Origin of the sequence: Methylocystis parvus OBBP, from assembly GCF_027571405.1 — a bacterium.
GTDB lineage: Bacteria > Pseudomonadota > Alphaproteobacteria > Rhizobiales > Beijerinckiaceae > Methylocystis > Methylocystis parva.
The window spans coordinates 4,016,031-4,035,943 of sequence record NZ_CP092968.1; the positions used below are offsets into that span (position 1 = coordinate 4,016,031).

A 19,913-nucleotide genomic window follows, 5' to 3' on the forward strand; every position below is an offset into this window, starting at 1 on the left:
GACCATAGCCGCCAGCCTGTGCGCTGGCAATGCGACGGCGCGGCTACTGGATGAAGGGCGCCGCTTTCAGGCGCGCGCGCCGCTGCTCCGGCGTCTCGCCGGGGTCGGCGTTGGCCGTCGCGTTCTCGATGGCGCCCAGCGCCGACGCGGTGAAAGTCATCACGCTTCCAACCACTTTGCGCTTCGAGAAGGGCTCGAAGCGGTCCGGCGGCAGGATGGCCGGATTGTCCTTCGCCGCGCCCGGCTGCGAGGCTTCCTCGCGGCGCGCCTCATAGGCGCGCGCGACGGGATAATAGGGAAAGAGCCGCGCTCTCGTGTCGATCGCGAGCGTGGGCGCCGCTTCGACGCCCTTCGCGGAGGCGATCATTTCGACGCCCAGCGCCATCGGCGAGAAGACGACGGCTTCGTCAGTGGGCGCATAGGCCATCGCGGCGTCATCGGGCGGCTCCACGCGGATGACCTCGCAAAGGCGGAATTTGAGGCGGCATTCGCCGCCGGACGCGAAGCGCGGCGCGCTGTCGCGCAGTTGCAGGCGGGCGTTGGCGAAGGCGGCGGCGCATTCGCGCGCGCTGAACGCGCCCGAGACCATGCAAGCGTCTCGGGTCGCGAAGAAATAGGTCTTTCCAGGCGCGGCCGCCGGGGACGCGAATACGCCGCCCATGGGCGAAAAGCCGATGGGCGAAAGCCATAGCAGACAGATCGCCAAAGAGCGAAATACGCTCGGGCGCGCGCGCCGCTCCGCAGCGGATGCGTGAATGCTTGACATCGATAAGAATCGCTCGAAAGAGGATTGGGCTAATGATACATGACTGATTGTGTCATTCCGGCGTCAAGCTCCGGTTTTTGGACGGCGGCTCGAGCGATCGAAGGGGCTATAATGGAGGCGCAGACCGAAATCTCCGGTATCGCCGCCGAGCCCGGCGCCGCCGCCTGGCCGGACGCCAACAGCCCCGCTTTCGCCGAGGCCTTCGGCGCGTTTCTCTTGAGCGAGAAGGCGATCGACGAGCTTGCATTGCAGCGCTCGCAGAGAGCCGCGGCGCAGAGCGGCGAACGCTTCGACCATGTGCTCACCAAGCTCGGCCTCGTCTCCGAGGCCGATCTTTGCGCACATCTCGGCAAGTTTCTGGAAATTCCACAACTCGAACCGGGCGACGTGCCGATGGAGCCGCCGCTCCGGGGCGAAATTCCTGAGAAATTCATACACGCGAACCGGCTGCTGCCGCTTGCCGTCGAGGGGGGACGTCTGAGATTGGGCGTGACGGATCCGCTCGACCTCGAGCCGGTTCAGGCGCTCGCATATTCGACGGGCTACCAGATTGAGTTGCGGCTCGCGACGCCCGCGCAGTTCGAGAAGGCCTGGTCGTCTCTTTACGGCGCGCGGCAGGACGGCGTTTCGCTGGTCGAGAATGACGCGCGCGCCAATGACGCCAGCGAATTCGATCTCCAGCGGCTGCGCGACATTGCAAATGAGGCGCCTGTCGTGCGGCGCGTCAATCAGATCGTGGCCGACGCGATCGAGTCGCGGGCCTCGGACATTCATATCGAACCGTCGCTCGAGGGCGTGCAGGTCCGCTATCGCATCGACGGCGCCTTGCGCACGGCGGAAGTCTTGCCGCCCGGCCTGAAGGCGGCCATCGCCTCGCGCATCAAGATCATGGCGCGTCTCGACATCGCCGAGCGCCGCCTGCCGCAGGATGGGCGCATCAAGCTCGCCATCCGCGGCGTCGACATCGACTTCCGCGTCTCGACGCTGCCGACGGCGCATGGCGAGAGCATCGTGCTGCGCATTCTCGACCGCAGCCAGATCGCGCTCGATTTCGACAAGCTCGGCTTCGAGTCGAAGACGACCGCGCAATTGCGGCATGTCATGCGCAATCCCAACGGCATCGTGCTCGTCACGGGTCCGACCGGCAGCGGCAAGACGACGACGCTCTATACGGCGCTGAAGGAGCTGACGACGCCAGACGTCAAGGTCTTCACCGTGGAAGACCCGATCGAATATCAGCTTGCGGGCGTCAATCAGGTGCAGGTGCAGCCCGCGATCGGGCTCGATTTCCCCAATACTTTGCGCGCCATTTTGCGCCAGGACCCCGACATCATCATGATCGGCGAAATTCGCGACGCGGAGACGGCGAAGATCGCTATCCAGGCCTCGCTCACGGGCCATCTCGTCTTCTCGACGCTGCACACCAACAGCGCCGCCGCGTCCATCACGCGCCTCATCGATATGGGCGTCGAGAATTATCTCATCGCCTCGACGGTGAAGGCGGTGCTCGCGCAGCGTCTCGTGCGGCGTCTCTGCCAGCATTGCGCGGCGCCGCTGGAGACGCGCGCACAGGTCCGCGCGCAATTTACAAGTGAAGATTTCGCCAAAGGGTCCGATAAGCTCTTATCGCCGAAGGGCTGCGCCCATTGCCGCAATCTCGGCTATTCGGGCCGCTCCACCATCGCTGAACTGCTCATCATGAACGAGCGCATGCAACGCCTCGTCTGCGAAAGCGCGCCGGATGCGCAATTGGAGGCGGCGGCGCGTGAAAACGGCATGACGACAATGTATCACTGCGGCATGGGCAAGGCCTGGCGGGGCGAGACGACGATCGAGGAAGTCGCACGCGTCACGCGAGTGGAATAGGACGATGCCGACCTTCAAATATCGCGCCTATAGCGGCTCCGGCGACCTCCTCGAAGGCGAGATCGAGGCGCGGACGAGCGAGGAGGCTGAAGACGCGCTCTTTCGCCGCGGCCTCACGCCTTTCGAAACCCGCGAAACGAAGCCGGCTGGGGCGGGGCGCCTGCAATTCTCCTTCGGCAAGCGCGGCCTGAACGCCGCCCAGATCGCTTCCTTCACGCGCGAATTCGCGACGCTGGAGCAGGCGGACGTCCCGCTCGACCAGAGCCTGCGCATCCTCGCCGCGCAAGGCGCCACGCCCGCTTTGCGCGACCTCGCGCAGGAAATCCTCGCCCGCATCGTGGACGGCGCGTCTTTGTCCGATGCGCTGACGCGGCGTCCGGACATTTTCGGCCCGGAATTCGTCAATGTCGTGCGCGAGGGCGAGACGGTCGGCAAGGTGGGCGACTCGCTGAACGATATCGCCGACATGCTGGAGCGCCGTCTCGAACTGCACGCGCGCATTCAGAGCGCGCTCATCTATCCGGCGCTGCTCATCACTCTCGCCATTATCTCTACAGGGGTCGTGCTCGGCACGCTGGTGCCGAGCGTCGCGCCGATCTTCGCCGACAACGGCAAGGAGATGCCGTCTGGACTTCAGTTCATTCTCGATATTCAAGCCAATGCCGGAACGATCGGCCTCGTCCTCGCGGGGATTTTCGGCGCCGCGATCATGGCCTACAAAATGGCGCAGACGCGCCCAGCCTGGCAGATCGCCATCGCCCGCTTCTATTTGCGCATCCCCGTCGTCGGTCCGATGCTGGCGCAATTCGCCACGGCGCGTTTCTCGCGCACGCTGGGATCCATGTTGAATGCGGGCGTGCCGCTGCTGCAGGGATTGGAGAGCGCGCGGATCGCCGTCACAAATCATTTTCTCAATGACGCGCTCGGCGGCGTCATCGAGGCGGTGCGCGGCGGCGCGAGTCTCAGCGGCGCCATTGGCCGCGTGCCTTACATTCCCCCGGTCGCGACGCAGATGATCACCATCGGCGAGGAGACCGCGCAACTTGGCGACATGCTGCTGCGCGTCGCGGTCATGTTCGAGCGGCAGACGCAGCGCTCCATCGAGCGGGCGATGGGACTGCTGACGCCGGCGCTCACCATCTTCATCGCCGCGGTGGTCGGCGGTCTCATCATGACGGTGATGGATGCGGTGCTGAGCATCAACGATCTCGCGGTGAAGTGATGCGGCGCGTTCGCATTACCTCGCGTCGACGAGCCGGCTTCACGATGCTGGAGTCGCTCGTCGTGCTGGCGCTGATCGCGTTGGCGGCGGGCATGTCGTCGCAGCTCTTGCGGCCGCCATCGGCGCGATTGCGGCTCGAAAGCTCGGCGCGTTCTTTTTGCGCGACGTTGCGAGCGACGCGCTCGCGCGCCATCGCGACGAATGGCGAGGCGGCGGTGATCGTCGATCTTTTCAACAAGAGCTACGCGTCGCCCGTCGGCGGCGTCGGCCAATTCCCCGCCGACGCCGCCTTGACGCTCGACGTCGCCAGCACGCAGCAGCTCTCGGAGCGCAGCGGCGCGATCACTTTCTTTCCGGACGGCACGTCCACCGGCGGCGACATGACGCTGCAACTCCTGGAAGCGCGCGCGACGATCGCCGTGAACTGGCTGACGGGCGAGGCGTCATGCGCGCTCGCCTGACGTCGCGGCGAGGGTTCTCGCTCGTCGAGTCGCTCGCCGCCTTTGCGATTTTGGCGATGACGCTGACTCAATTGCTCAACGGCGTGAGCGGCGGCGCGCGCAATGAGTCGCGCGCGGATTTCCTGTTCCGCGCGTCGCGGCAGGGCGCGTCCCACCTCGAAGCGCTGGGGGTCGACGCGCCGCCGCCCCTCGGACAGACGAGCGGCCGCTACCCGGACGGGCTTTACTGGTTTCTTGACGTGACGCCGGGAAAAACCATCGCCGGGGCGGCGGGCGGCAAGCCGATCGCGATCAGCTTCCACGCCCGCCTCGAAATAAGAAAGCCTTCGGGCTACGGCGAGACCTTCACGCTCTCCGCTTTCAAGATCAAAGCCCTCGAACAGCGGCTCTTCGGTCAATGACGCAGCGGTCGCGCGACGGCTTCACGCTCTTGGAGCTCCTTTTGGCGATCAGCATCCTGTCGCTGATCACAGTCGCGATCATGGGCGGGATACGCCTCGGGACGCGCGCCTGGGACACGACGCGCGCCAGCGACGCGCTTGATGACGTCGAAGGAGCCATTCGCGCCGCGGCGGGTCTGATCAGCCGCGGCTATCCTGTCGCGACCGAGCAGATGCAGCAGCAATTCACCGCCGAGGGGCCGCCGCCGCCCTTTGCGGGTTCCGCCAACGCCGCGAGCTTTGTGGCGCTGAGCGAGGGCGGGGCCCAATGGGGCGGGCTCATCGTCACGGAGATCGGCGTCGACGCCGGCGCTGACGGCTCCGAACTCGCCGTCTGGACGAAACCGTATCGTCCGCGCGAGGGCCTCGTCATCGGCCGCGGCGCGATGAAGCGAACCGCGATATTGAAGGACGTGGCCTTTTTCGAGCTTTCCTATTTCGGCGCGCAGCAGGCGCAGCCCGGTTTCGGACAACAGCCGCAGCCGCCGGCGTGGAGCGCGGCCTGGGCGAGCCGAGGCGGTTTGCCCGAGCTTGTCCGGATCCGCATCGGCGCGAACCGGCTCGGGCGGTTGGTCGAGGCGGAGGCCACCGTGGCGATACGGCAGCGATGACGCGTTTCTATCCGGCCTCCAGCGGCCCGAAGACCCAGATCAGCCAGAGGCCGAGTGCGAGATGCGGTCCGAAAGGGATCGGCTGGCGGACGCTCTCCAGCGTTCCCTGGCGCATCGCGATGACCGACGAAAGGAGCGCGGAGAGCACGCCGTAGACGAGCGCGCCCGGCAGGCCGGAAAAACCAAGCCAAAGTCCGGCAAGGCCGTAAAGCTTGGCGTCGCCCTCGCCGACGCCGGCTTCGCCCCGCAAACGGGCGTAGATGAAGGCGACAGACCGAAACGCGGCGTAGCCGGCCGCCCCCGCCGCGAGCTTCAGTGCGGCTTCATGTGGGGCGTTTGCAAGCGCGACGGCGCCGCCGCACAGGGCGAGAGCCAGCAAGGGGCCGTCGGGAATGACGAAGTAGCGCGCGTCGAACAGGGAGATGAGGCAGAGTCCGCCAAAGAGCAGGAGGCTCGGCCAGACGATAAAACCCGGCTCCTCCGCAAGGAGCGCGGCGAGCGACAGAAGCGCCGCCCAGGCGGCGGGCGCAAAGGGGCGGCCCTCGTCGCGCGCAAGAAGAATGCGGCGGGCGAGCGGCGCCAGGGCGCGGCGGCGGCGGCCGCACGCCGGCGACGCGAAAATCGGCTGTCTGTGCGTTTTCTCAGGTCTTTCGCGCATCTCTTTCTGGCGTTCCCCGGGCGGCTTCCGCCGCGATATTGCCGCGTTTCGGACATTCCTTTCTAAATTTGAATCTTCCACAGAACGAGGTACCGTCATCGAGTCGTTGGAATGTTTCAGTTTTGCTTCTCGTGTGGAAGCTTGGCCGGTCGCCGCAGCGTGGCGAAGCTCCAGCAATCGTGTTAAGGCGGATGAACTTCAAACGCCGCCGTCGAACCACAGGCTGTTGATTTGTATCGTCTGCTAAGAGCATCTGTCCTGGCTTTAGCGGTCGTGGGCGTCGCGGGGTGTGAGACTCCGACAGCCGGCGGCGGCCCGCCCGTCGCGGAGTGGAATGTGGAGCCTATCTCGCGCGGCGCGCGCGGTTATGGCGGCGGGACGCAATCCGAGGGTCTTTTGCGGCCGCGCACCCCCACGGGGCGCGCCATCGTCGCGACGGGGACCGGCAAGTTCATCGGCTCGAGCCGCGGGCGCCCGGCCTCGTCCGATCCCGCCGGGGAAGACGGCGTCACCCTCAATCTCGTCAATCTGCCGATCCCCCAGGCGGCCAAGATCGTCATCGGCGACATTATGGGCGCGGATTTCATCGTCGATCCCAAGCTTGACGGCAAGGTGACGGTCCACACCGCAAATCCGGTGCGTAAAAGCGTCGCGCTCGATCTCTTCCAGTCCGCCCTGCGCGTCTCTGGCGCCTCGGTGGTCAAATCGGGCGGCATCTACAAGATCGTTCCAACGGAACAGGCGGCGATTTCGGGAGAGGTCATATCGAGCGATCCGGTCTCGGCCGAGTCGAGCCCGCTCGGGGAAGGCGCGCGCGTCGTGCAGTTGCGCTATGTTTCCGCCTCCGAGATGAAGCGCGTGCTCGAGCCGATCGCGGCGCGCGGCAGCATCGTGCGCGCCGACGACGCGCGCAACACGCTCACGCTTTCCGGCACGCCTCAGGACATTGCGACGTTGCAGGACGCGATCTCGATGTTTGACATCGACACGATGAAGGGCATGTCCTTCGCGCTGGTGCCGGTGCGCAGCGGCGACGCCGATATGCTCGCCGACGACCTGAAAAACGTGTTCGGCTCCGAGAAGGAAGGACCGATGGGCGGCATGATCCGCTTCATTGGCAATAAGCGCCTCTCGGCGATCCTGGTCATTTCGTCGCAAGCCCAATATATCGCCCGCGCCCGCGCCTGGATCGACAAGCTCGATGCGCGCGCCGAGCATACGGAGAAGCAGTTCTTCACCTACCGGGTGCAGAATCGTCCGGCCAAGGAACTGATGATCGTCCTGACCTCCATTTTCGGCGCGAGGGGGCAGGCCGACGCCAGCACGTCGCCGCGTTTCGGCCAGTCGTCGATGTCGTCCGGCGGCTTGGGCGCCATGGGCGGCGGCCAGGCGTCGACGAGCCCGCTCGGCGCGCTCTCGGCTGCGGGGCCGACGGGCGCATCCGGCGGCGGCATGGGAACGGGCGGCGGTCTGGGATCAAGCGGCGGCCTTGGATCGAGCGGCGGCCTTGGAACGTCCGGCGGGGGCCTCGGGACGGGCGGCGGACTTGGCGGCAGCGGCGGCGGCGGCTTTGGAGGGGGAGGGCCGAGCGGCGTCAGCGGGCTCAGCGTCCCCGGCGGCTCGCCGGGCGGCCCGAACGGCGGACCGACGCCTGCGGTCAGCCTCGACAACGACCGTTACAAAATCGGCGTCGACGACGCGAAAAACGCGCTCATCGTCATGGCGACGCCGGAGGATTATCGCCGAATTCGTCAGGTGATAGAGGGCCTCGACGTTCTGCCGAACCAGATCTTCCTCGAAGCCACGATCGCTGAGGTGCGGCTGAACGATTCACTGCGCTTCGGCGTGCGATGGTTCATGCAGAACCATTCCAATCTGTTCGGTTTCTCGAGCGGCCAGACGCAGACGCCGGTCGCCAACAACAAGATCGGTCCGCAAAATCTGCTGGGCGCGCCGGTCGGCGCGGTCTTCCCCGGTTTCGCCTACGCCTTCAATTCGCTCAATCAGCAGGTGACGCTGAACGCGCTCAACGCCATCACCGACGTCAACATCATCTCCACGCCGTCATTGACCGTTCTCGACAATCGCGAGGCCATGCTGCAGGTCGGCGATCAGATCCCGGTGCAGACGCTCACCAGCGTTTCGGCGATCGGCAATACGTTCAATTCCGTGAATTACACCAATACGGGCGTCATTCTGAAAATCACGCCGCATATCAGCGAAAGCGGCCGCGTGATGCTGGAGCTCGAACAGGAAGTCTCCAACGTCGATCCCAATACGCCGGTCGGCAGCACCACGCCCACCATCCAGCAGCGCCGCGTGAAAACGCAGGTCGTCGTTAACGACAATGAATCGCTGATGCTCGGCGGACTCGTGAAGGACCAGACGGGCCGCGTCGCCGCGCAGGTTCCGGTCGCCGGCGACGTGCCGATCTTCGGCAATGTGTTTAAGGACAAGAACGACGTGATCGACAAGAGCGAACTTGTGATCATGATCACGCCGCATGTCGTGCGCTCGTTGAGCGAGGGACGGGAGATCACCGAGGAATATAAGCGCAAGCTGCTCGACATTTCGACGCGCGCCGTCGGCCGTCCGCACGACATCGAGCAATCGGCGCGGCGCACACTGTTCGATCCCTGGTCGAAGAGCCCGTGGCGCGCCGATCGCGACACGCGCTGATCGCTTCAGCAATCGGGGACGCCGGCTCCATTCGCGGCGATGATGTTTCGCAGATGGTCGACGTAGCGGGATTGGCCGCGTCGAATTTCCTTGAACGCAAACGGTTTGTTGCTCGCTGGCCGCAGATCGAGGAGCGCGTCCTTCGCGACCGTCTGCCCCGTCGCGAGCACGGCCTCCGCATGAATGAGATAGGCGCCGTGCTCCGTGGGCTGTTTGAAATTGGCGGGGAAGCGCGGATCGTTGCGGTTGAGTCCGTTGGGATAGGGCGCCGCGATCAGGGCGCGCACCTGCTGTAACGGATAGCCTGCGAGCGCCGCGAAGAGCGCGGGCGGCGCCGTGCGCGCGTCGACGCCCGGACTTTTGGAGCTGACTGTGACGAAGGGGATCAGGTCGCGAAACAAAGCCGGGCTCACGCCGCTGACCTGATCGAGCTCCAGCACGGTTTCGAACAGGCCCTCTTTGGGTTCGATCGGCTTGTCGGAACTTATCGTCGCGCGAATTTGCCTAATTCCTGCGGGCGCCGTCCGAAAGGCGACGATGGCTTTCGCCGTCTGCTGCGCGGCGCGCTCATCCAGTCCGAGCCCCAGCAACACTGTTTGCAAAAGTTCGGGCGGCGCGGCGTTGATGTCGATTTTTCCGCCTTCCTCCTCCACGGAAAGGGCGACGGCGGCGCGATCGAGAACGCAGAAGCGCGGCGCGCCGTCATAAACCTCCACATCCCCCGTTTGCGCGGAGACGGCGTCTTTCTTCGCCAGCAAAGCGAGGGTTGCGAGATTGATCGCGCTCTCGGCGATGAAGCCCGCTTCCGTCGCGCTCGCAATATTGTGGGCGGTTTGCAGGCGCAGCCGGCCGTTCGTCATGAAGGCGACGACGAGAATGGCGACGAGGCCCGTGCCCCAGACGACGGCGAGAAGAGCGAACCCCGCGCGCTTCTTTTTCACGCGCGGGGCGGCGGGCCTTCCGGCCGCGGTCACTTCGCCTGTGTGCTGCGGGAAAGCGCGCCCGCGCCGCCTTCCCGGCCTTCCGGCCCGAGGGAGCCGATGTCATAGGGCCCGGTCTGTCCGGGCGCCCGATAAAGATAGGGATGTCCCCAGGGGTCCTTGGGAAGGCCCGCCGATTTCAGATAGGGGCCGCTCCAGGACGAGACGCCGGCCGGGCGCTGCACGAGCGCGGCGAGGCCTTCCTCACTCGACGGATAGCGGCCGGCGTCGAGATAGAAGAGATCGAGCGCGCTGGCGAGGTTCTCCATCTGAATCTGAGCCGTCTTGACCTTCGATTCCGAGAGGTAATTCAACACGCGCGGCCCGACGAGACCGACGATCGATCCGATAATGGCGAGAACGACCAGCATTTCGACCAGCGTGAAGCCGGCGCGCCCGCCACGCGCGCGCGCAAAGCGCGCATGACGCGCCGACCATGAATTTGTGGAGCGTTCCAAACCCGTGTGAAGCATTGCGTTCCCCGTCTTTGCGCGGATTCTCAGAGAAGAAGCGCCTTTCCGGGCGCGGCTCAAAGTTCGATATAAATGTCACATCCGTAAGTCGAGGTCGGATTGCCGTAAGCGTCCTCGATCTTGTTCCAGCATTTCCCGACGCCCGCGATCATACGGTAGATAAAGACGCCTTCCGTTTCGACGACGCGTTTCTCGGGGACCTTTTGCCGGCCGAGATAATTGAAATAGGAGACGGCGATATCGTCGCCGCAGCGATACATCGTTCCGCGGTCGAGGAGGAAAACGGCGTTGCGGTCCTTCGCGGCGCTGACGCAATAGGAGTAATGGGTCAGCGCCTCGGGCTTTATGCTGATCTGCGCGCGCGCGGAGGGGCCGAAGAACAACATTGCGGCGGGCGTCGAGATCAAAGCCAACGCAATCAGGCGCGTCATCGCAAGCTCCAAAAATCCGGCGCCGCCGAACCTCGACCACATCTCTATGGCCCTTTTGCGCGCGGCGCAATTGTGCGGCGCGGGGCGGCCGCAGGCGCGCCGACTCGTGCAACTTTCCATCTGGAGAGAGGGCGCGGGAAGCAAGACGTCAGTCGCAAGTAGAAAAGCGGAGCAGTCGTTGCTGCTTTGCACAAAAAAATCAGTTTTGGAGCAGTTATAAGTTGGACTCAGCAAGGATTAGCCAGCTGACCTGCGACGAAAAATCACTTCTTAACGAAAGCGTTTGACAAGAGCTCTGCTATAGACGAATGGAACCCTGCGGTAGAACGACAACAAGCCAAACAGGCGCTGCGGGGAACAAGGTGAGCGACACGATGGAACTGACGGCCGGGGCTCGCGAGGCGGGCGCTCCGGACGCGAGAGCGCTGGCGCAGCGCATGGCGACTTTGAAAACCGAAGCGCGCGAAAAGGGCTATTTCAACGTGCCGCTCTGGGAGCAGGCGTTCCGCTGCGCGGAGCTCGTCGGGGTTCCGGCGCTGGCGTTCTATCTTCTGTCTCAGGGAGGCTTCGCCGCTTTTGTCGGCTTCGTCGTCCTGGGCCTTCATTATCCCCGCACGGCCTATCTCGGCCATGATCTCGCGCATAACCAATGGGGCCCGCGCGACGACGCCAAGCCCCGCTTCATGCTGCGCGCCGTGGCGCTTCTGCAGGGCTTCGGCTCGCATTGGTGGGTCGAGAAGCACGAGCTGCATCACGCCTTTCCGAATGCGTGCAAAAAGAGCGAAGACGGGATCCTCACGCCGATTGACGGCGACATCGACTCCGTCCCCTGGATCGTCTGGGACAAGTCGCTCGTCGAATATAACGAGCTTGCGGCGACCTCTCCCTGGAAGGCGAAACTGTTCCTGACCATGCGTCGTCTCCAGGTGCTGCTTTTCTTTCCGCTGCTCTCCATGGCGCGCTTCAACTGGAGCTGGCAGAGCATCGAGACGGCTTTCCGCGTCAACAAGTCCCTCGAAGGCGCGCTCTGCGTCGCCCATTGGGTCATCGGCCTGACGCTCGCCGGTTTTCTCACGCCGGGTCCGGTCTGGACCGGCTGGCTCTGGTTCGCCGCGACGCAGCTCCTCGGCGGCTTCATCCTCGCCTTCGTTTTCGTTCTCAATCACACGGGCATGGAAATTTACGACGCGACTGAGGCGAAAGGCTTCTACGACCGTCAGGCGCGTTCGACCCGCAATACGCCGAGTTCCCTGTTTTTCGACTGGTTGACGGGCGGCCTCAACAGCCAGATCGAGCATCACATGTTCCCGACGATGGCGCGTCGCAATCTTTCCAAGATGCGCGACGCCACCCGGAAGGCGATGCTCGAATGCGGTTACGCCTATGAGGAGCTCGGAAATCGGGAAGCCATGCAGGCTGTCCTTGGCGCGCTGACCGACGCCGCGAAAGCCTGAGCCCGCGCATCAGAGCCCGTCCTTCCCTCTCCCCAACCGGGAGCAGGGGAGGGCGGGCTTTTTTATAAGTTCGCCCCCACACACACTTAATTCTCATCGCTTAGAATTGGTTAAGCTTCCCTTCGAAATCGGTGGGCTTCAGCCTTGCCGTGGAGGGCGTCTTGGTGTTGACTTTTATCCAATGAAAACACGAAATTTTTTCGGAGGTCGGCAATAATGGAAGGTAAGATTCTTTGTTTTTATAAGGCTGTAGCGTATTTGACGATATTGTGGGCAGCCTGCCAGCCTCAGCCGGCGGCGCAGGAATTTTCGTGGCGCGTCGGCGACAATTATCCGTTCTGTGAGAACAATGAAGTCGCGACCGCGCGTCTCGAAGGAAAAAGGTCAGTCGATTGACGAGATTTTGATCTGCTCCTCCAAATTGGCGTAAGCGACCTTGATGCCCGCCTTTTCGACCGCCGCCTCATTCGGGTACCAGGTCGATTCGTGGTCGAGGCCGCCATATTTGTTGAAGACCATCACATATTTGGCCTTGAAATCCACCTCGCAGCGAAGACCCTTTCCGGGATTGTCGATCGGCCGCAGCTTTCCGTCCCAATCGATGAAATAACCCTTCGGCGCCTCGGTCTCCGACATTTTGCGTTTCCTTCCCGACAATGATTTCTGTCAGGGAAGGCGAAAAGCATGTCCCGGGCCAACAAGCCGCTGGATCACGCTGCGTTTAGGCGGACTCGCCTAGACGCAGGCAAACTGATCGTTTTTCATGGTTTAGAGCGCGTTCGCCGCGAAAAAACCGGTTCCTGCTTTTTCGCAACGCGCTCTAATTTTGGGCCTGCTCGACCTGCACGGCGCATTCGCGCGTATAGGCCGCCCGTTTCTTCCCGGTGAGCTTGCGCGCGGAGGCCGCGCGGTCGCACAGCTCCGCGACGCCGGCCCGCGTGCATCGCGCCATGAAACTGTCATAGGCGGGGCCAGAGAGGAACTGTTCCTGGGCTTCAGCCGCGCAGGCGGCGGCGGGGCTCATCGGCCGTTCGAAGGCCGCGGGAATGGGGAGGGGCATGGCCGCCATATAGGCGAAGGCGGCGGTGGAGACGCAGGCCAATCCGGCTGCGGCCGCAAGGGGCATGAAACGCTTGAACATGGGCTACTCTCGACGGATGCGCCGGAAATCGAGTCTATCTTTAACAATCCCTTAACGCTTGGCAAGAAGTTGTCTCGAAACATGGCGAACGCCGCCGGCGTCGACGCCGTAAGCGTCAGCCCTGTTGAGAGAGCAATTTATTGATGTGAACCGGCGCCCGCTTCGCAGCAATGACACAATCGCCGTGGCTGGCGGACGTCGTCCGAGCCAAGGGCGCGAAATAACAGTCCAAGAAGCGCGCCCCGGTTTTTATAACGGGGGCGCGCCGCGTATCAGGTCAGCTTACCAGCCCCATCCGCCATAGCCGCCCCATCCATTGTAGCCGCAGACATTCACCCAGGTCTGCGCCCAACCCCATCCGGTCCAAACGGGCCGAAGCCGATAGCAGCCGCCATAGCCGCCATAGCCGACGGGACGATAATATGAGCGGTAGCCCCATCCGCCATATCCCAATCTCGGGCCGCCCCAATAGCCGGCGCGTCGCCATCCGCCGCCCCAGCCGCCACCACCCCAGCCGCCGTGACCGCCCCATCCGCCGCCACTCCAGCCGCCATGACCGCCCCAGCCGCCGCCACCCCAACCGCCGTGACCGCCCCAGCCGCCGCCGCCCCAGCCGCCATGTCCAAAGCCGCCGCCCAAATGGCCGCCGCCAAAACCTCCGCCAAAACCATGCCCCCATGCGAGGGCCTCGGCAGGCAAGGCCAGCACGGAAACCAGCGTCCCGGCCATTACGATTTTACGAAGCATGGTCGCCTCCAACACAAGATGACGCCCCTCCTGCTCAGTTTAGCAAGTTTCAGCCGTCGAGTCGCGCGGCGCGACTCTCGGAGGTCATTTCTGAATGGGGCTCGCCAACTCGCCTCAGCCTGCGATAGATCGTTCAAAACCGGCGGAGGGGTGACGGATGAGAGCGGAAGGCGAGGGCGACGGCGAAAACGCCGCGCGCGATAAGCCCGCGGGCGCGCCGCGCTATGACTGGCCGAGCCTCGCGATCTTTGCGATCTTTCTCGGCGCGTTCATCTATGCGCTTTCGCGGCGCTGAGAGATCAGCTTCTCTCAGCGCCGGCGAATTCAGCGCAGCCGGACGACGAGGTCGGTGCCGACATTGTTCGTTTCGCCGCTCAGAGGCTGATCGGAGATAATGATCGAGGCGCCCGTCCATAGGCGTTCGGCGATACGGTCGCGAACCTCCTGCGAAATCTCGACCCGTTCGAGCGCTTCCTCTGGACTCGCGGAGAGCGCCGGATAGGAGGAGAAAAAGTCGCTGTCGGGCTCCGCCGATTTCGCTCTCTTTTTCTCCCCCGGCTGATCGACGCGTAGCGGCGGGATCGAAATGACGGACCATTTGAGCGACCCGCCGTCCAAATCGGTCGACGATGCGATGTAAAGGTGCGAGCCGAGCGGCGTCTTGGGATCGCGCACATTCGCCGGCGCGTCGAAGATGGGCGCCAGTCCTTGTCTGACATAGACGCGCTTGTCGGCCTTGCTGATCAGCACGGACACGGGCGCAGTGCGAAATTCCGCGTCTCGCTCGGCCGTGCGGGCGTCTTCGAAAGCCTTTGCGGCGCCCGTCCAGCGCTTATAGGCGTCGGCAAGCTCGCGGGCGTTCGCCTCCGACGCCTTTTTCGCCGCATCGAGCTTCGTCGCGGCGGTGACCCGCTCCTCCTCGGCTTTCGACTTTGCGGCGGCCGCGGCGTCTTTCGCCGCGCCCGTCGCGGCTTCAAAGTCCTTCGCCAACGCATCCGCTTTGGCGAGAGCCGCTGAATCGGCGGTCTCCGCCGCGCGCAATTCCTCCGCGAGCCGAATCGCATCCGTCTCCTTCGCGTCCACGGCGAGGAAAGCCTCGGCGTCAGCCTTGGCGGCGGCTTTTCGATCAAGGGCGGCCTTGGCTTTGAGCCGCTCCGCAAATTGATGCGGATTGAGCTTTGGCGGTTCGGCCGAAGAGACGGCGGCGCTCTGCGGGGCCGCTGCGGAGTCGGCGGCGGCCCCGGCGTCCGCGAAGATCTGCATCTTCGGGGTCGGCAGCAAAGCGTGCTCGAAGGAAGTCGGCATGACGTCATGCGGCGCGATGACGACGCGCTCGCCAATCCGCGTCATGCCCCAGAGCTTCGCCGCGAAGTCGGCGGGAAGGCGGACGCAGCCATGCGACGCCGGATGGCCGGGAACGACGCCGAGATGCATGGCGATGCCCGACCAGGTGAGGCGCTGCATGAAGGGCATGGGCGCGCCCGAATAGATGTTGGACGCGTGCATGCGTTCGCGCCCGATGATCGAATAAATGCCCTTGGGCGTCGCGTGACCCTCCATGCCGGTCGACACTTCCGAGCGCGTGACGAGCCCTTCATGATTATAGATCGAGACCGTCTGGTCCGAGATCGAGACGACCGCGAAGAGCGGGCGCTCGAGGCGCGGGGGCGCGCTGGGCGTCGCGGCGCAGCGGCCGCGCCGCTTCGCGGGGCCGCCCGCGTCGCAGGCGCCCGCGACGTGGGAGTCGCCGAAGCCGATTTCCGTGACGGCGACTTTGTCTCCCGCCGCGTGAGCCGCGGAAACGCAAAGCATCGACAAAAGAGCGGCGAAAGCCAAAGACGCGTCGCCGCCAAAGCGCCTGCGCGGCAGCATGAAAAACCTCCGAATCACATCTGGGCGGGGCCCGTTTCGCACGGGCTGCGCGGACGAAAGGAAAGCTACGCAAAATCAGAATGCTGCGGCGCATTCAAGGCGCCTGAGCCGTATGGGTCTTCTCCGGGCTTCGGACCATGTTGAATCCAATCGCCGGAAATCGCTATTGCAGCGGCGCAACGGTTCGTCGAAAAGCGCGGCCTCGGAAAGGGCCGGCGCCGCTCGCCGCCCCGTACGGAGCATCCATCGACGCCGCGAAATCAAATGTTTGTTTACCTTTATTTCTCAAGTTGAAGCCGTCCCGTTAATTAATTGCGCCCTTGCCGAAATGTCTGACGAAACTCCTGGAAGATGGTTCGAGATCGGAGAGGCGAGCCTCGCCGTCACCGATCGGCTGCTCTGGCTCTCTCTCGTCCTGGCCGTCGTCGGCGCGGCCGGGTGGCAGATCGCGCATAACGACTTCTGGAAGGACGAGGAGGCGCTCCTCGCCGCCGCGCCCCCGGAATTCGCCCATCCGAAAAGTCACCGGGAAATAGATTATTTTCCGACGGCTTCCGTTCGGCGAAGGAAAGAGTAGGGCGCCGGCGGGAGGCTGCGCGACCTGCAAGGGCGAATGCACGGACGGCGACTATGAGCTCTTCGACGTCAAGGTGCAGGCTCTGCCGCCGGAGGAGGAGGAAGCTGGCATGGTTCTACTCTGCCGCGCCTTCCCACGCAGCGACTTACACACTTGTCGCTTACACCTACGACCGGATTTCTTTCGAGGCGATCCAGATAAACTCGCTCGGCGAGATCAAGTCCTGCGACAAGGTCTCGTCGAACGCCGTGTGGCTCGTCGTGCAGACGCTCACCGCCGACGGCGGACAGATAGAAGACCGTGGCGCTATGAAGCCGAAGCCTTATTTCCGCAATTGCGTTTGGCGCGGGAGAGTGGCGCCGTGAGTTGAGCCGCGCGCGTTCTACTGACCCACATGTGTCGTTTGACAGCCAGCAGCCTGCGAAACAGCCCGCCTGTTCGTTTACGGCGCCGCTCCGAGCCGTGCGCCGCAGGAGAGACGCTCCAGCGCGGTCAGCAGCTTCTTCCGCCGCGCCAGCCAGTATTCCGAAAGTTCGATAGTGGCCGGGATTCCGAGGGCGCGCCCCTGGGGCGCGTCGAAAAGAGAGACGCTATGGCGCTTGCACAGGCCAGGAAGACTCGCTTCGTCGAGACGGACGAGATCCAGCACTTTTGGCCGGTTGCGGAGCAGGGGATCGTTGCGCGCCAGATCCTCGCCGAAAATGAGCTCCATTCTGTCAACGATGACGACATCCGTCGGCGCGCGGGCGATGGCCGCGCCGGCCTTGGCGTAGGGCGCGGCGAAGTCGTGCGCCTGAATCGCGTGAACAGGGAAAACGACGAAAATCGAGAAAGCGCTCGCGACGACGACCGCGCGCCACGCCGCCGCTTCCTCCGCCTCCCCCGCGCGGGTCATGATCTCGACCCAGCCGAAGGCTGCGAGCAGCGCTATGCTGCCGATGAAGCCATGCAGATAGCGATAGCCCCAGCCATGGCCCTGATAGGCCATGAGCAGTGTCGTCGCGGCGAGGGTGAGCGCCAGGCCGGCGAAGAGTTCGCGCGCGACGCCGTCGCCGTCGCGGATCGGCCGGAAGGCCAGAACCGCGAGCGGCAGGAAGAGCGGGTTCATCCAACTGACAAAGCGCAGCAGGTTCATCAGCATGACGGTGGCGACGTCTTGCTCGCCGAACAGGAAATATAAAATCTGGTTCGTCGCGCGCTCGATGAAATTGCCGAGGCCCGCGCCATTCGCCGCCTCTGGCGCCATGCCATGGGCGTGCAGCGCGAGTTGCGGGTAGAAGGCCCAGAACAGGCAGATCGACGCGTAGACGGCGACATAGGCCGCGGCCAGCGCGCGCCTGTCCCGCGACCATAGGCCGACGATGAAAGGCGCGACGAACAAAGGATGAAAGACAAGCTGATGCAGGCCGCAGGCGAGCGCGCCGACCGCCATCGCGCCGGCATGGCCCCATTTGTCGTCACGCAGAAACAGCCAGAGCCAGACGAGATTGAGCGCCAGATGCGCGCTCATCGCATAGGCCGTCATCGACGTGATCAGCGTTTGCGACGAGGTCGCGATCAGCAGGGGAACGAGAATGGCGACGTCGTCACGCCCTGGCCACAGCCGGCGCGCGACGCCAAAAGACGCCAGCACGGCGAGCGCCGTCAGGACCGCGCCGGACAGACGGGAATCCGCCAGCGCGCCGACGAGCGCGCGCAGCAGGGCGGCGCCCGGCAGATATCCCGACAGGAAACCCTCATGGCCGGCGACCGGAACCATGAAACGCGGCGCGAGCGCGCTGGCGAAGGGGCGCCATTCGGGATCTACCGGGGCGACCAACTGGCCGGATTGGAAAATCCGGGCGTCGAACTCGGCGAGCGCCTCGTCTCTTGAGAGCGGGTAGTCGTCGAAGACGAGGCCCGAGCCGAAAGCGCCGCAAAGCAGGACGAAACAAGCGAGGGCGAAGGCGGAAAGGCGCGCGACGCGGGGGCCGGGCAGCGCCGTCGTCAAAGACGCCGGGAGCCGAAGAAAGGCGCAGGCGACCAGGCAGGCGGCGCTCACGAGCACCCATGCGGCGTCCTGCGCGCGGAAGAAATATTCGGTGAGCCAATGGTCGGAGCGGAACGGAAAAAGCGCGGCGGAGGCGAAGGCCAGGCCGACGGCGCCGGCGAAAACCGCCGCGCAGCCGATAAGCGACCGCTGAAGGGTTGGCGGGAGGGAAGCGGTCTCCGCGCGGGCGATGGAAGCTTCCTGAAGATGAACCATTCGTTCCTCGCAAATCCGGCTCGGGAGCAACGTCGCGACGTCGGCCGCCCTGGCGGCCGGCGCCGGCCAAAATTGGCCGGCTTTCACGGGACGTTCGCACTCCCCGTCATTGCGAGCGCAACGAAGCACTCCAGAGCCGCGTCCGTTGCTCTGGATTGCTTCGTCGCTTCGCTCCTCGCAATGACGACGGTAAACAGGAGCCGGCAATTCCCGTGACGAAGCCTATTCGTCCAATCGGTAGCACCCGAAAGTTATCTCTTCCCTATTCTGGCGCTTTCGGCGGACGAGGCGCGATGGCTCTATAGCCGCCCCGCGAAGCGCGCCCGCAGGCGGGGCGCGACGCGTTCGACTAGCCGCGAGAAGCGCAGATAGCGCAACGCCCCGATGGGTCCGAGCCGCAAAATCGCTATCGCGGCCGTCACCAAACGCGCGTGCTCGCCATGCGCGGCTTGCGCCAGCGCCACATTGACCGCGATCGACGCGCGCGCCATCCGCAAAATCCGCTCCCTTCTTTCTGTCGGGATCCGGGAAGCATGGCGATCGAGCACGATTTCGTGTTGCGACCGGAAATCATCGATGGAGCGGCTGCCGGAAATGGTGAGCGAGCCGCCATGAATGCGAAAACCGGCGAGAATATCGGCGGAATAGAAAACCGACCCCGCCAGGGCGAGCTTCAGATAGAGGTCCCAGTCCGCCGTATACCAGCGCTTTTCATCCATGCCGCCCGCATCCAGAAAAACATCGCGGCGGAAGGTCGGCGCCGGCATTGCGACGAAATTCTGAACGATCAGGCGTTCGATCAATAAATCTTTCGAGACAGGCATGTTTTCAGCGGGAAGCGGACAGGTGAGCGCGCCGAGAACGCGGCCGTCGCCGTCGATGATCGCGGCGGCGTGGAGGAACAGCGCCGCTTCGGGGTTTTTCCCGATGAGGCCGCGAATCTTCGCGGCGCGCCCGTCGAGCCAGATATCGTCCTGATGCAGAATCGAGACGAAAGGCGCACGCGCCTCGGCGACGGCGAAATTCACCTTCGCCGGCCACGGCAGCATGTCCTTGCGCTCGTAAAGCCTCAGATCGAGCCTGTCGGCGTAGCGGCGCGCGATGTCGAGCGTCGCGGAAGTCGGGCTGCTGTCGACGAGGACGACCTCCATACCCGCTTCATCTTGCGCCGCCAGGGAGGCGAGAGTCGCGTCGATCCAGAGCTCGCCCTTATGCGTCGGCATGACGACGGAGAGCCACGGCGCCCGCCGTGACTCGGGTTGCGCTGAACATCCGATGTTAGCGCTCACG

Annotated in this window: 22 protein-coding genes; 11 read left to right on the forward strand and 11 right to left on the reverse strand. The window is 64.4% G+C overall.

Features of this window, described 5'->3' with window-relative positions:
- Positions 1 to 43 precede the first annotated feature (43 nt).
- Positions 44 to 661 carry a DUF1190 domain-containing protein gene (locus MMG94_RS19405; RefSeq protein ID WP_016918350.1) on the reverse strand — a complete coding sequence of 206 codons (618 nt, stop codon included), beginning with the start codon at positions 659 to 661 and terminating at the stop codon, positions 44 to 46.
- Between the two features lie 216 nt (positions 662 to 877).
- Here MMG94_RS19405 and MMG94_RS19410 point away from each other — a divergent pair, with 216 nt between their 5' ends.
- From MMG94_RS19410 to MMG94_RS19430, 5 genes are read left to right on the forward strand one after another with little or no spacing between them, the layout of a single operon-like run.
- Positions 878 to 2,632: a GspE/PulE family protein gene (locus MMG94_RS19410; RefSeq protein WP_016918352.1), complete on the forward strand. Its 1,755-nt coding sequence runs from the start codon at positions 878 to 880 to the stop codon at positions 2,630 to 2,632.
- 4 nt (positions 2,633 to 2,636) lie between these two features.
- Positions 2,637 to 3,854, forward strand: a complete 1,218-nt coding sequence (locus MMG94_RS19415) for a type II secretion system F family protein (RefSeq protein WP_016918353.1) — start codon at positions 2,637 to 2,639, stop codon at positions 3,852 to 3,854.
- Entirely contained in the window at positions 3,854 to 4,315 is a 462-nt protein-coding gene (locus MMG94_RS19420; RefSeq protein WP_040578864.1) for a GspH/FimT family pseudopilin, read from the forward strand. Before MMG94_RS19415 ends, MMG94_RS19420 begins: the two co-directional genes overlap by 1 nt.
- On the forward strand, positions 4,300 to 4,716 hold the full coding sequence (locus MMG94_RS19425; RefSeq protein WP_016918355.1) for a type II secretion system protein: 417 nt from the start codon (positions 4,300 to 4,302) through the stop codon (positions 4,714 to 4,716). Before MMG94_RS19420 ends, MMG94_RS19425 begins: the two co-directional genes overlap by 16 nt.
- The gene (locus tag MMG94_RS19430; RefSeq protein WP_016918356.1) at positions 4,713 to 5,366 is read left to right on the forward strand and encodes a prepilin-type N-terminal cleavage/methylation domain-containing protein; all 654 of its coding nucleotides are present in this window, start codon (positions 4,713 to 4,715) and stop codon (positions 5,364 to 5,366) included. The genes MMG94_RS19425 and MMG94_RS19430 overlap by 4 nt, the downstream gene beginning before the upstream one ends.
- A 7-nt stretch (positions 5,367 to 5,373) precedes the next feature.
- Here MMG94_RS19430 and MMG94_RS19435 read toward each other — a convergent pair whose 3' ends face one another.
- Positions 5,374 to 6,024 (reverse strand): prepilin peptidase, encoded by a 651-nt coding sequence (locus MMG94_RS19435; protein WP_016918357.1) that lies wholly within the window; start codon positions 6,022 to 6,024, stop codon positions 5,374 to 5,376.
- Between the two features lie 336 nt (positions 6,025 to 6,360).
- On the opposite strand from MMG94_RS19435, the gene gspD reads away from it, so the two are divergent.
- Positions 6,361 to 8,703: a type II secretion system secretin GspD gene (gspD, locus tag MMG94_RS19440; protein WP_016918358.1), complete on the forward strand. Its 2,343-nt coding sequence runs from the start codon at positions 6,361 to 6,363 to the stop codon at positions 8,701 to 8,703.
- A 5-nt stretch (positions 8,704 to 8,708) separates the two neighbouring features.
- Here the strand turns inward: gspD and MMG94_RS19445 are convergent, their stop codons facing one another.
- From MMG94_RS19445 to MMG94_RS19455, 3 genes are read right to left on the reverse strand one after another with little or no spacing between them, the layout of a single operon-like run.
- Entirely contained in the window at positions 8,709 to 9,644 is a 936-nt protein-coding gene (locus MMG94_RS19445) for a type II secretion system protein GspK (RefSeq protein ID WP_244415185.1), read from the reverse strand.
- A 29-nt stretch (positions 9,645 to 9,673) separates the two neighbouring features.
- The gene (gene gspG / locus MMG94_RS19450) at positions 9,674 to 10,156 is read right to left on the reverse strand and encodes a type II secretion system major pseudopilin GspG (RefSeq protein ID WP_016918360.1); all 483 of its coding nucleotides are present in this window, start codon (positions 10,154 to 10,156) and stop codon (positions 9,674 to 9,676) included.
- Between the two features lie 56 nt (positions 10,157 to 10,212).
- A complete protein-coding gene (locus tag MMG94_RS19455; RefSeq protein WP_040578874.1) occupies positions 10,213 to 10,587 on the reverse strand; it encodes a hypothetical protein in 375 nt (124 codons plus the stop codon).
- 362 nt (positions 10,588 to 10,949) lie between these two features.
- Here MMG94_RS19455 and MMG94_RS19460 point away from each other — a divergent pair, with 362 nt between their 5' ends.
- Complete coding sequence (locus MMG94_RS19460) at positions 10,950 to 12,041, forward strand: fatty acid desaturase (protein ID WP_244415187.1); 1,092 nt, start codon at positions 10,950 to 10,952, stop codon at positions 12,039 to 12,041.
- 216 nt (positions 12,042 to 12,257) lie between these two features.
- Positions 12,258 to 12,437, forward strand: coding sequence for a hypothetical protein (locus tag MMG94_RS19465; protein ID WP_016918363.1), 180 nt, complete (start codon positions 12,258 to 12,260; stop codon positions 12,435 to 12,437).
- On the opposite strand, the gene MMG94_RS19470 is transcribed toward MMG94_RS19465, so the two are convergent.
- The 3 genes from MMG94_RS19470 to MMG94_RS19480 all read right to left on the reverse strand — a co-directional run bounded on the left by MMG94_RS19470 (position 12,426) and on the right by MMG94_RS19480 (position 13,929).
- Positions 12,426 to 12,677 carry a hypothetical protein gene (locus MMG94_RS19470; protein WP_016918364.1) on the reverse strand — a complete coding sequence of 84 codons (252 nt, stop codon included), beginning with the start codon at positions 12,675 to 12,677 and terminating at the stop codon, positions 12,426 to 12,428. The genes MMG94_RS19465 and MMG94_RS19470 overlap by 12 nt on opposite strands.
- A gap of 184 nt (positions 12,678 to 12,861) precedes the next feature.
- The gene (locus MMG94_RS19475; protein WP_016918365.1) at positions 12,862 to 13,182 is read right to left on the reverse strand and encodes a hypothetical protein; all 321 of its coding nucleotides are present in this window, start codon (positions 13,180 to 13,182) and stop codon (positions 12,862 to 12,864) included.
- 282 nt (positions 13,183 to 13,464) lie between these two features.
- Positions 13,465 to 13,929: a hypothetical protein gene (locus MMG94_RS19480; RefSeq protein WP_081495577.1), complete on the reverse strand. Its 465-nt coding sequence runs from the start codon at positions 13,927 to 13,929 to the stop codon at positions 13,465 to 13,467.
- A gap of 157 nt (positions 13,930 to 14,086) precedes the next feature.
- Between MMG94_RS19480 and MMG94_RS19485 the strand changes: the two genes are divergently transcribed.
- Positions 14,087 to 14,224 (forward strand): hypothetical protein, encoded by a 138-nt coding sequence (locus MMG94_RS19485; protein ID WP_016918367.1) that lies wholly within the window; start codon positions 14,087 to 14,089, stop codon positions 14,222 to 14,224.
- Between the two features lie 29 nt (positions 14,225 to 14,253).
- Here MMG94_RS19485 and MMG94_RS19490 read toward each other — a convergent pair whose 3' ends face one another.
- Positions 14,254 to 15,801, reverse strand: coding sequence for a L,D-transpeptidase family protein (locus MMG94_RS19490; RefSeq protein WP_016918368.1), 1,548 nt, complete (start codon positions 15,799 to 15,801; stop codon positions 14,254 to 14,256).
- Between the two features lie 328 nt (positions 15,802 to 16,129).
- On the opposite strand from MMG94_RS19490, the gene MMG94_RS19495 reads away from it, so the two are divergent.
- Both MMG94_RS19495 and MMG94_RS19500 read left to right on the forward strand, forming a co-directional pair.
- Entirely contained in the window at positions 16,130 to 16,378 is a 249-nt protein-coding gene (locus MMG94_RS19495; protein ID WP_016918369.1) for a hypothetical protein, read from the forward strand.
- A complete protein-coding gene (locus tag MMG94_RS19500) occupies positions 16,341 to 16,748 on the forward strand; it encodes a 2Fe-2S iron-sulfur cluster-binding protein (protein ID WP_244415194.1) in 408 nt (135 codons plus the stop codon). Before MMG94_RS19495 ends, MMG94_RS19500 begins: the two co-directional genes overlap by 38 nt.
- A 72-nt stretch (positions 16,749 to 16,820) precedes the next feature.
- On the opposite strand, the gene MMG94_RS19505 is transcribed toward MMG94_RS19500, so the two are convergent.
- Both MMG94_RS19505 and MMG94_RS19510 read right to left on the reverse strand, forming a co-directional pair.
- Positions 16,821 to 18,623, reverse strand: a complete 1,803-nt coding sequence (locus MMG94_RS19505; protein WP_154419583.1) for a hypothetical protein — start codon at positions 18,621 to 18,623, stop codon at positions 16,821 to 16,823.
- 299 nt (positions 18,624 to 18,922) lie between these two features.
- Positions 18,923 to 19,912 carry a glycosyltransferase gene (locus MMG94_RS19510; protein ID WP_244415189.1) on the reverse strand — a complete coding sequence of 330 codons (990 nt, stop codon included), beginning with the start codon at positions 19,910 to 19,912 and terminating at the stop codon, positions 18,923 to 18,925.
- Position 19,913 lies beyond the last annotated feature (1 nt).

Excerpts from the sequence above, each read along its gene's own strand:
- MMG94_RS19405 (WP_016918350.1), bottom strand. The coding sequence starts at position 661 with ATGGGCGGCGTATTCGCGTCCCCGGCGGCCGCGCCTGGAAAGACCTAT.
- MMG94_RS19410 (WP_016918352.1), top strand. The coding sequence starts at position 878 with ATGGAGGCGCAGACCGAAATCTCCGGTATCGCCGCCGAGCCCGGCGCC.
- MMG94_RS19415 (WP_016918353.1), top strand. The coding sequence starts at position 2,637 with ATGCCGACCTTCAAATATCGCGCCTATAGCGGCTCCGGCGACCTCCTC.
- MMG94_RS19420 (WP_040578864.1), top strand. The coding sequence starts at position 3,854 with ATGCGGCGCGTTCGCATTACCTCGCGTCGACGAGCCGGCTTCACGATG.
- MMG94_RS19425 (WP_016918355.1), top strand. The coding sequence starts at position 4,300 with ATGCGCGCTCGCCTGACGTCGCGGCGAGGGTTCTCGCTCGTCGAGTCG.
- MMG94_RS19430 (WP_016918356.1), top strand. The coding sequence starts at position 4,713 with ATGACGCAGCGGTCGCGCGACGGCTTCACGCTCTTGGAGCTCCTTTTG.
- MMG94_RS19435 (WP_016918357.1), bottom strand. The coding sequence starts at position 6,024 with ATGCGCGAAAGACCTGAGAAAACGCACAGACAGCCGATTTTCGCGTCG.
- gspG (WP_016918360.1), bottom strand. The coding sequence starts at position 10,156 with ATGCTTCACACGGGTTTGGAACGCTCCACAAATTCATGGTCGGCGCGT.
- MMG94_RS19455 (WP_040578874.1), bottom strand. The coding sequence starts at position 10,587 with ATGACGCGCCTGATTGCGTTGGCTTTGATCTCGACGCCCGCCGCAATG.
- MMG94_RS19465 (WP_016918363.1), top strand. The coding sequence starts at position 12,258 with ATGGAAGGTAAGATTCTTTGTTTTTATAAGGCTGTAGCGTATTTGACG.
- MMG94_RS19470 (WP_016918364.1), bottom strand. The coding sequence starts at position 12,677 with ATGTCGGAGACCGAGGCGCCGAAGGGTTATTTCATCGATTGGGACGGA.
- MMG94_RS19475 (WP_016918365.1), bottom strand. The coding sequence starts at position 13,182 with ATGTTCAAGCGTTTCATGCCCCTTGCGGCCGCAGCCGGATTGGCCTGC.
- MMG94_RS19480 (WP_081495577.1), bottom strand. The coding sequence starts at position 13,929 with ATGCTTCGTAAAATCGTAATGGCCGGGACGCTGGTTTCCGTGCTGGCC.
- MMG94_RS19485 (WP_016918367.1), top strand. The coding sequence starts at position 14,087 with ATGAGAGCGGAAGGCGAGGGCGACGGCGAAAACGCCGCGCGCGATAAG.
- MMG94_RS19490 (WP_016918368.1), bottom strand. The coding sequence starts at position 15,801 with ATGCTGCCGCGCAGGCGCTTTGGCGGCGACGCGTCTTTGGCTTTCGCC.
- MMG94_RS19495 (WP_016918369.1), top strand. The coding sequence starts at position 16,130 with ATGTCTGACGAAACTCCTGGAAGATGGTTCGAGATCGGAGAGGCGAGC.
- MMG94_RS19505 (WP_154419583.1), bottom strand. The coding sequence starts at position 18,623 with ATGGTTCATCTTCAGGAAGCTTCCATCGCCCGCGCGGAGACCGCTTCC.